Genomic DNA, 9,427 nt, shown 5'->3' with positions numbered 1-9,427 from the left:
TACTCTAAACAGTCCTCTTTGTCAGGTAGAAAGACCTCGTTGACACTCTCTCTGCTGACCATGCTGGGGAAGGCTACGAACTCCAGTCATGAAAAAGTATTCACCGCTACAGATGAGCGTCAATCGAAGCGGCCGACCAAGCTAAGGAAGCACGGCCCGTCTCGATCATCCGTGTGGCCGTGGGAGCACTTGGCGTTAGGTTATCTCGCGTACTCGCTCGTCGTCCACGGGCTCTGTGGACGCCCCCCGAGCGGAAACGAGGTTGGAGTCCTCGTCGTCGCGACACAACTTCCCGATATCGTCGATAAGCCGCTCGCGTGGACGGTGCCCATCCTCCCGAGTGGTCGGTCGCTGGCCCACTCAACGTTCACCGCGACGATCGTTATCGCGGTGGTCGCGATTTACTGCCGACGAACCGGCCGGGGAGGAGCGTTGGCGTTCGGCGTGAGCTACATTTCTCATCTCGTCGGCGATATCTACCGTCCGATCTTGGCAGGAGAGTACGCCGATATCGCGTTCCTGCTCTGGCCCGTACTACCGGCCGCTTCGGACACGGAGCCGAGTTTCATCGCCCACTTCGAGGCAGTGCTTTCAGCGGATGTTTCCGTAACAGGACTGTTGCTCACAGCGATTACGGTACTGCTCTGGATTGCCGATGGCCTTCCCGGTCTGCCTACATCGGCGAACTCAATGTCGTGGTTTGGTCGATGAGAGTGCGGTCGCTGCGAAGTGTTTCAGATCGAAGTTGAGCAGGAGGTTGCCGTCGAGGAGCGTCCACGCCGAGCACGGCTCGCATGTGATGCAGAGTGATCCCGCAGGGAACCAAATAAACTTTCTCTCCCACTATTCGACGGTTACACTTTTCGCGAGATTCCGTGGCTTGTCGATGGAACGGTCCTTCTGGTTCGCGACGTGATATGCGAACAACTGGAGATAGACGTTCGCGACGACTGGCTCCATCAAACCAACCTTCGGTACTTCAAACGCAACGTCGAACACTGGGTTCGGGTCTTTGTCTGAGGTCACTCCGATGGCGGGCGCCCCCCGTGATTCGACCTCTTTCACATTGTGCAACGTCTCGTCAGCGCTCGTTCCCTCGGTCAAGATAGCGATCACTGGAGTACGCTCAGTGACGAGTGCGAGCGGTCCGTGTTTGAGTTCTCCTCCAGGGAAGCCCTCCGCGTGGTCGTAGGAGATCTCCTTGAGTTTCAGTGCGCCCTCAAGTGCAACAGGGTGGCCGAGGCGCCGACCGATGAAGAAGAACGCATCACTGTTGGCGAACTCCTCTGCTGTTTCACGTACCTTCGGTTCAGCATCTAGCACCTGTTGAATCGCACCCGGAACTCCAGACACCTCATTCAAGATAGTCGATGCTTCGTTTGAGGAGAGGGCGTTACGCTGCCGTCCGAGATAGACGGTCAACAATGTGAGTGTCACCACCTGCGAGGCGAACGTCTTGGTTGCGGCAACACCGATCTCTGGGCCAGATCGGATATAGAGTGTATCGTCGGCTTCGCGGGCCATCGTCGACCCAACTGTATTCGTTACTGCAAGCGTTCGTGCACCTGCGCCATCGGCCTTGCGGAGTGCGCGCAACGTATCGGCAGTCTCGCCACTTTGGGTGACTGCAACAACGAGTGTTCGCCACGGATCACGGTTCCCCCGGAACTCGTACTCACTCCCAACGTGTACTGAAACGCGTACATCCGCATGCTGCTCTAACAGTTCAGCGGCGTACAGGCCAGCATAGTATGATGTCCCACAGGCGATAATCTGGATCTCATCGAGGGAGTTGCAATACTCTTCGGACAACGACAAGCCAAGATCGACTGCCCCAGCGAGTTCATCGATACGGCCAGAGAGTGCCTGCCGGACTGCGTGTGGCTGTTCGTGAATCTCTTTTCGCATGTAATGCTCATAGCCACCCTTCTCGGCTGCATTAGCGTCGATATCGATAGTTTGCTGTTTTCGATCGACCAGCTTATCGCCATTAACGATCGTCACATCGTCTTCCGTGAGGTATGCAATATCACCATCTTCGAGGAATGTGACTGTCTGGGTGTACTCGACGAAGGCTGTGATATCACTCCCAAGGAAGGTTTCGTCCTCGGAGTGGCCGATTACGAGCGGGCTATCTTGACGAGCAGCGATAATGCCATGGTGGCCCACTGCAGTGACGGCAATAGCAAAACTACCTTCGAGCATCGAAACGACTGTTTCAACGGCGTCACCGAGGTCAACGCCAGCTGCGAGTTCGTTTTCGATGAGATGGGCGATTACCTCGGTGTCCGTTTCGCTCGTGAACTCGTGGTCGTCGCTGAGATCCTGTTTAAACGACTCGTAGTTGTCGATGATGCCGTTATGAACAACTGCTACATTTCCCGCGCAGTCGGTATGTGGATGGGCATTCGCGTCCGTTGGTGCGCCGTGCGTACTCCAACGCGTATGGCCGATTCCACACGTTGCATTCGGCATCGAGGGTATCGTGAGGTCGTCAATCTGGCCGCTCTGTTTGTGAACCTCCAATGACCCATTCAGTAACGCAACCCCAGCGGAGTCGTAGCCTCGATACTCGAGATTTTTCAAACTCTGTGCAACGATCGTCGAACAATCCCCATCTCCGATATAGCCTGTTATTCCACACATGAATTACCCTCGCTGCACGAACGCGCCATCTTCGATCTGTCCGCTGACAATTGCTCCACCGTCCGCTGTCACACCCTCGCCGATGATGGTGCCCGGTTGTACCGTGACATTGCCCCCAAGGCGAGCATTATCGCCGACGAGGCCACCGAATGTTACGTCTCGATGGATTTCATTGCCAAGTGTGATGTCTGTGCTCCCACCCTCGATGGTAGTGTTCGCGCCGATGGTGGCGTTTGCCCCGACAATACAGTCTCGGACGACGGCACCTGGGCCGATCGTTGCGTCTGGGAAAACTACAGCATCCTCAATTACAGCATTTGATCCGACGGTGACGTTCTCACCGATGGACGTTCCACGGAGTACAGCCGCACCGGGTTGTACCGTTACGTTCTCATCCAGCACGACATCGTCATGCACGACGGCGTTCGATGCAACGTGTACCGAATGGGGAGCATCAGATTCGAGGGTGGAGCGTTGCTGATCCAGGACGTAGTTGTTGAGCCAGAGAATATCCCACGGATAAGAGACGTCACCCCAGAGGCCAGTGCATGAAACCGCTTGAATTGGGTGAATCTCTGTTTGGGTCTTCAGCGTCGTCGTCAGTGCCTGTTCACCGTGACTCTCAGTCTGACGGATCGCCGCAAATATTTCTGGGCCGAACGCATACACACCGGCGTTAATCTGCTTTGACGACGTTGTCCCAAGAATCGGCTTCTCGATGATATCTGTCACGGTCTGGCCGTCAAGTTCAACGACTCCAAATCGATTGGGCATTTCGACGCGCGTTACGGCAAGACACGACGCCCCTGTTTGACGGCGTTCGTCGATCAGATCCTCAACGACCTGGGATTCGATATAACGATCTCCGTTCAACGCGATGAAATCCGACTCGACATAGGTTTCAGCTTGGAGGAGCGCATGCCCCGTTCCAAGCTGTTTTTTTTGAACGGCGTATGTGATGTCGACGTTCCACTTGTCGCCATCGCGAAAGTAGTTCTGAATTCGTTCACGCTGATAGCCGACAACGAGGATAATTTCAGTAACGCCAGCTGTGGCGACAGATTCGATAACGGATTCGAGCAGTGGCTTGTTTCCGACCGGAAGCATCGGTTTCGGTCGATGGTTGGTGAGTGGCCGCAGTCGTGAGCCCTCACCAGCTGCGAGAATGACTGCTTTCATCAGAGGTACTACTCTCTTGCCCCAGTATAAGTCTTCTCATTGACAATTGTGTCGGTTACGTTTGTGAAATACCCGGGGGCAAGCCCCGTGGTTTCGCCGTTTTGCGGCAGGCCCAGCAACGGACCATATGGCCGCAGGCGAATTTAATTCCCCTCGGCCTCCCTCGTGTGAGGTTGGCTGGAATTAACACCCGAACACGCGGTGTGTCCGTGAGGGTCGGCCGCTCCACCACGGCCCGATGGCGTCCGCGTCGAGGTGACGAAGGTGGTAGAGCAAGGATTTCGCGAGGAGATTTCGTGAGTCGACGTCACATCTGGACTTCGACCTGCCCGACGTGACCGACTACGGACAGTCGCTTCCGCAACGTGTCGAGATGACCGCCCACAACGAGACGGCTGGAAACCTCGTCACCTACGAGGATCAGATCCTGAACGACGATATCTTTCCGTACTACGAGGAGAACCATATCCGGAGTATTAAGAATGGGTACGTCGCCGATGCCGGCATGGGGCACACGGGAGATGGCGGCACGTCGACCATCAACCACCACTGTCAGATCGCGGTCAACCACCACGAACTTGTCGCGCAGGAGGCGGCCAAAAACCGCCAGTTGCTGGAGCGCCACGAAGCCGACAAACCCACCGGAAAACGGCGGACATATCCGAACCTGGCATCCACCGAGACAGTGAAAGCGCAGGAGTATGACGGCTTCGGTGCACTCGGCTCTGACGTTGGCCCGAATCACCACGTCACGCTGCCGTTCACTCGAATGCTTGCCGGCCCGGCAAGCTACCAGCCTGGGATCTTCGATATCACCTTCAACGATGATACTGGCGGACAGATTCAAACGACGCGGGCCAAACAGCTCGCGATGTACCCGAACTATAACGCCGGGTTGCAGATGGTCGCCGACCGCATCGAGGCCTATATTGATCCGACACTGGAAGTCGGTGAACTCCTGCAGGCGGCGGCCGGAAACATCGATGGGTTCATCACCGCCGACAACTGGCGCAACGCGTTCGGGACGAATTACGTCCCAGTCGATCCGAACCGAGTACCATCCGGCTCGTCGGTTTCGTGAACGCTCACAGACGTTCCGACGGCAGGGACGTACGACCTGCACCTGCGTTACGCCAGTGCGCCCGAAGAGAATTCACCCCGAGTGATCGACACTGGCGAGACGCAGGCGACTCTCCGAGTGAACGACGCGACCGAGACTATTACGCCGTCGTTCACGGAGTACTGGGACGACTGGCAGGTGTTCACGACGCAGGTTGACCTGACCGAGGGCCAGAACACGATCGCCATTGAACTACACTACGACGACTCCGGGAAGTCGTTCACCGGTGACGTCGGTGGGTTCAACCTCAACACGGTCGCTGTCACCGAGTCCGACGCTGAATCGCCAATTCCGGACAGCTACACGGGGTACACTCCTGAGGACGAGAACTTCGAGGCGGAGCCCGAGTTCGAATTCCTTGAGACCGTTCCTGCAGGCGGTTGGGATGATACGATCGTCATCGATGCTGAAATTGGGCGGTACGTCGTTACCGCCAGACAGAAAGGCGACGAGTGGTACGTCGGTGCGATGACCAACGGGGATGGTCGAGCCGTCGATATCCCCCTCGACTTTCTCAACCCTGGAAAGAGCGGTAAGAGAGCACGAGGCCCGAAATACGTCGCCGAGATCTACTCGGACGGAAGCGACACCCGCTATGACACAAACCCAACGGACGTGAGAATCGACGAGGTACTTGTCGAGCCGAGAACAACCGTCCTCACGTCGATGGCCGCCAGCGGCGGCCAGGCGATTCGACTGCGGCCTGTGACCGACACAGACCTGAGTGAACTCCCTGCGTACGAACCGCCCAAACAGGAGTATTACTCGTTCGAAGCGCCGTCGGTCGGAGTCGCCGGACAGCCGACAACCGTCACGATCACGGGGACGAACGCTGGCTCGATCATCGGCGGCGAGACCCTCGGCGTCTTCATCGATGGCGAGCAAATTAGTACAGTGTTTGTTCGGCTTGCCCCCGGTGAAAGTGAGAGTACTGTGCAGTTCACGCTGCCCTCGCTCTCTGCCGGCGATCACGAGATACGAATCGGGTGGTCGCTGGACGAGGCACTCCCGGCACAGACGATTCGGGTGCTCCCGACGATGCCGCTATCTTCGAGCTGGCTGTTCCACAAAGGCGACGACATGGCCTGGACGGCCGCCGACTACGATGATAACGATTGGGACCACGTTGAACTCCCCGCAAACTGGGAGGAGCATTCGGGCTATACGGACGATAACATCTTCGGGTGGTACCGGAAAACGATCACTGTTCCCGCGTCCTGGGAGGACTATGAAGCGGACCTGCTACTCCCGGTCGGGAAGATCGATGACGTCGACCGGACGTTCTTCAATGGCGAAGCAGTCGGTCAGAGTGGGAGTTTTCCTGCGGACGGCTTCAGCACTGCATGGCAAAAACCAAGAGAGTACACGGTGCCCGCCGAGACCGTCAATTACGGCGGTGAAAATGTCATCGAGATTAGGATCTACGATGCAGGTGGTGGCGGTGGCCTCTATGCGGGGCCACTCGGCCCCATCGGGCCTGCGTATGACAGTTCCTGAGCCAGGCCGTACATGGACGTGCGTTGTCGAAGTCGTCCTGAAGACTCTGTACGAAACCAGTTCACACAGAGCCTTCGAAGACGGCGTATCAGACCACTTCCTGGGCGTGATATAGACAGTTAGCACATATCTCCGTCTTCAGGCGGCGGTCAAGCGATACGCCTGGTGAGTTAGTCCACAAGTTTCATAGGTGTGGATTTCCCTCCACAATCGTTTTTGATGTGAGCCCACCGTAGCACGGACGGCTATGTAATCGGTGTGCGAAGGATATTTGCCGACAACGGTGTCGATCTACGGGTGTCGAGACTGTCATCTGACGGCGACATCACGGTACCTGCGTCGACTGGAGGTCTTGTTCTGCAGTACTCACGGCGAGCGCGACTTTAGCGAAGCCCAAGTTTCGACGCGTTGTTTGCCATTCTTGAAGCGTTGCACGGTCGGTCTCGGCATCCGATACCACTGCATCCGCAGGCGAGTCCGCGTCATACTCCTCGCGGTACGACCGCACCGTCTCTTGCATCTCCGCGACGCGAGTGACCAGCGTAGACGAATCGACCTCGGACAGAATGCGATTCGCCCGTTCGAGGACAAGCGACTCGTTTGACCGCTTGTACAGTGCCCCACTCGTCTCGGGGGCTGCGGTTTCGACCACGTATTCATCCTCTGTGAGGTGGCGCAGGTGCTTGCGTGCCGTGTTCTCGCTCGTTCGGGCACGTTCAGCGATCGTCCGTACGGGTTGTGGGTCATAGGTTCGTTGCATCACATTCAGCACCCGATTTTTCATGGATACGCATCACTATTCTCCGGTATGCCATCCCATCCTGACGACGCGGACGAACCTGTTGTCTTCGAGATTCGCAGAGCATCTTCGTGTGATGCCTGCGGCGAGGAGTTAGGCTCAGGACGCCGGATTCAGTTGGTCAGCGATTCTGATGGTGAGGAGCGCGCCCACTGTCTGTCGTGTGCTGGTCTCGATGACTTGGTCTTTGTCCCGACAGGTGATCATCGGCTCTCTCGGCGTGTACGAGCACGATCCCAGCGGCAGGCAGTCGTCGTTCAGTGGGCTCGCGCGCGGGAGCAGTACGAACGCCAGGGCTATCTGGTCGAAGAGCCGGTCCTCACAGCGGTCTTTGATGAATTCGAGGACGAGGGATACGAACCTGCCTTCGAGCTGAAAGAGGGACTGTGGATCCCCCGTGACTGACTGCGTCGGTTGTGCCGTCCCCGAGACAAGAACATGGTACGAGAGACCGATCCGGAGATTACCGTCTTGAAGCCAAGAGTGCGGCAGATCGAATCTCATCAACAATGAAGGAATTTCTATGTATCTACGCAGACTCTCGTTGTCGGAAGTTCACACTCAAGACATTGCGCTACCAATAGAGTGTTATGACTGACATGTACGCGCTTGTCGTTCGACTCGACTCCTACGAATATGAGGGCGAATTCTACTTCATCGGCGAAGAATATGGGACACCGAGCGACGTTCTCCAATACGTCGCAGCTGATCACATCATGGCAATTGAGCGAACCCATCACATTGAACAATACCTCCTTGACGTACTGAAGACAGGTGAGAATGTGAGTGAATCTACATATGAGGGGGTCAATACCGATGTTGAGTGTGGGATTAACGTCGATGTGTACTACCAACGTTTTTCATTCTGGACGGGAGATCACGTAGTCGAAATCCCCACCCAACCTACAAAATCCGAGCTTGAGTCGATAGCCGCGGACCTGCGCTCGGATGACGCTGCTGAGTAGTCGCGGTTCGAATTTCTTCGGGCGGGTAGACACACAGGCTCTCGGAGTTGGCACTACAGTAGTCCTGTCGGGACTTCTCTTTCCAAAATCGGAAGTTTGGATTGTCGGCACACTCCGCGCGTAGGAACTCGCACTGCTCCTCCGAGTCGGCGCACTCCAGTTGGCGCTCGACGGCCGGTTGCTCGTCGTCCGGATTGCGATCGGCAGGGGCGAGCCACGTAGCGACGACATGTTTGCAGTAGCCATTCCCCCCGTACGGACATGTACACGAGGCGCGCAGGTCGTCGTCAGCCAGTTCGATTTCGACTACATACGGCGTCGACCGGGAACCTTGGACGGCCGCAGAGATTATCGCCCCGTACCGATTGAGCCGAACGGCACGGCCATTTTATGGTAGCCGATGCCTCTGTCGGAGACCGCGGTAGTGCAGTAGTTCATGATGCGATCGCTGGGATAGTTCATCGATGTAGTGTTTGAATCTTGCTTGAATACCTGGGGAATGTGCTCGATGAATGATACCGACTCTACAGGCCACGGTTCACCTCTCGCCGAAGTCGTTCCTCAATGTCTGTGTCGCCAGCCGCATAGTCCAGTGTGAGATCCGTTACCGTTCCCTTCCAATCCTGCACTTGCTCCATGAGTTCTTCGAAGGTTTCGTCGTCGGTCCTGTCCGTCCCGCTCACCGCTCGCACCACAAGCCACCCGTCATCGGGGAAGTATTCCAGTACGTACCCGCCTGCGATGGTCTGGAGCGCGATGCGTTCAGTGGTCTCATCGTCGGGGCTACCGCTCATCAACGGGAGAACGGTCAGCACCTCATCGTCATGCTCCAATTGTTCAACCATCTCAGGCAACAGCGGTCGTTTCGGCAGCGCCGACACGACAGCTCCGCGTTCGAGTCCATCCTTCGTCTGGATGACCACGTTTCTTGCCTGTTCGGAATCGATGTCGATGGGTCCTGGGCAGTCGTGTAACCGAAGTCGCGTTAACGTATCGAATGTTTCGCCGCAGTCTTCACACGTGTGGGTCATCGGCATCCCCTTCTGCGTGGGGACGCACGATCAATGTTGGGTCCTCCTAGGAATGGATGACGACGAGTACATTCGCTAGTTGTCCACTCTCTCGATAACTGCATCGGCAAAAGCTGCGCCTCACACGGTAAAGACCGCGAAATGAGACGAAGACTGTCTTGGATGCTGGATAGGGCGTGAATATGTTGAA

At 56.6% G+C, this 9,427-nt stretch carries 8 protein-coding genes and 1 pseudogene; 4 read left to right on the top strand and 5 right to left on the bottom strand.

Annotated features, from left to right (window positions below; all coding sequences use genetic code 11):
• Positions 1–189 precede the first annotated feature (189 nt).
• A complete protein-coding gene (locus ACR3FF_RS23615) occupies positions 190–711 on the top strand; it encodes a metal-dependent hydrolase (protein WP_458190581.1) in 522 nt (173 codons plus the stop codon).
• A gap of 132 nt (positions 712–843) precedes the next feature.
• On the opposite strand, the gene glmS is transcribed toward ACR3FF_RS23615, so the two are convergent.
• Together glmS and ACR3FF_RS23605 are read right to left on the bottom strand one after the other, a co-directional pair.
• Positions 844–2,646 (bottom strand): glutamine--fructose-6-phosphate transaminase (isomerizing), encoded by a 1,803-nt coding sequence (glmS, locus tag ACR3FF_RS23610; protein WP_458190580.1) that lies wholly within the window; start codon positions 2,644–2,646, stop codon positions 844–846.
• Between the two features lie 3 nt (positions 2,647–2,649).
• Positions 2,650–3,825, bottom strand: coding sequence for a sugar phosphate nucleotidyltransferase (locus ACR3FF_RS23605; RefSeq protein ID WP_458190579.1), 1,176 nt, complete (start codon positions 3,823–3,825; stop codon positions 2,650–2,652).
• Positions 3,826–4,117: 292 nt separating this feature from the next.
• On the opposite strand from ACR3FF_RS23605, the pseudogene ACR3FF_RS23600 reads away from it, so the two are divergent.
• A pseudogene (locus tag ACR3FF_RS23600) lies at positions 4,118–5,926 on the top strand (glycoside hydrolase family 97 C-terminal domain-containing protein); the annotation flags it as partial.
• Between the two features lie 841 nt (positions 5,927–6,767).
• Here ACR3FF_RS23600 and ACR3FF_RS23595 read toward each other — a convergent pair.
• On the bottom strand, positions 6,768–7,226 hold the full coding sequence (locus tag ACR3FF_RS23595; protein ID WP_458190578.1) for a DUF7342 family protein: 459 nt from the start codon (positions 7,224–7,226) through the stop codon (positions 6,768–6,770).
• 24 nt (positions 7,227–7,250) lie between these two features.
• Here ACR3FF_RS23595 and ACR3FF_RS23590 point away from each other — a divergent pair, with 24 nt between their 5' ends.
• Complete coding sequence (locus tag ACR3FF_RS23590) at positions 7,251–7,646, top strand: hypothetical protein (protein WP_458190577.1); 396 nt, start codon at positions 7,251–7,253, stop codon at positions 7,644–7,646.
• 185 nt (positions 7,647–7,831) lie between these two features.
• Positions 7,832–8,206, top strand: coding sequence for a hypothetical protein (locus tag ACR3FF_RS23585; RefSeq protein ID WP_458190576.1), 375 nt, complete (start codon positions 7,832–7,834; stop codon positions 8,204–8,206).
• On the opposite strand, the gene ACR3FF_RS23580 is transcribed toward ACR3FF_RS23585, so the two are convergent.
• Positions 8,145–8,507: an SWIM zinc finger family protein gene (locus tag ACR3FF_RS23580; RefSeq protein ID WP_458190582.1), complete on the bottom strand. Its 363-nt coding sequence runs from the start codon at positions 8,505–8,507 to the stop codon at positions 8,145–8,147. The genes ACR3FF_RS23585 and ACR3FF_RS23580 overlap by 62 nt on opposite strands.
• 223 nt (positions 8,508–8,730) lie before the next feature.
• Positions 8,731–9,237 carry a DUF7964 domain-containing protein gene (locus ACR3FF_RS23575; RefSeq protein WP_458190575.1) on the bottom strand — a complete coding sequence of 169 codons (507 nt, stop codon included), beginning with the start codon at positions 9,235–9,237 and terminating at the stop codon, positions 8,731–8,733.
• Positions 9,238–9,427 lie beyond the last annotated feature (190 nt).

It is taken from the genome of Haladaptatus ordinarius (genome assembly GCF_054177595.1).
This window is presented reverse-complemented; position numbering and strand designations above follow the sequence as displayed.

Excerpts from the sequence above, each read along its gene's own strand:
- glmS (WP_458190580.1), bottom strand. The coding sequence starts at position 2,646 with ATGTGTGGAATAACAGGCTATATCGGAGATGGGGATTGTTCGACGATC.
- ACR3FF_RS23605 (WP_458190579.1), bottom strand. The coding sequence starts at position 3,825 with ATGAAAGCAGTCATTCTCGCAGCTGGTGAGGGCTCACGACTGCGGCCA.
- ACR3FF_RS23595 (WP_458190578.1), bottom strand. The coding sequence starts at position 7,226 with ATGAAAAATCGGGTGCTGAATGTGATGCAACGAACCTATGACCCACAA.
- ACR3FF_RS23590 (WP_458190577.1), top strand. The coding sequence starts at position 7,251 with ATGCCATCCCATCCTGACGACGCGGACGAACCTGTTGTCTTCGAGATT.
- ACR3FF_RS23585 (WP_458190576.1), top strand. The coding sequence starts at position 7,832 with ATGACTGACATGTACGCGCTTGTCGTTCGACTCGACTCCTACGAATAT.
- ACR3FF_RS23575 (WP_458190575.1), bottom strand. The coding sequence starts at position 9,237 with ATGACCCACACGTGTGAAGACTGCGGCGAAACATTCGATACGTTAACG.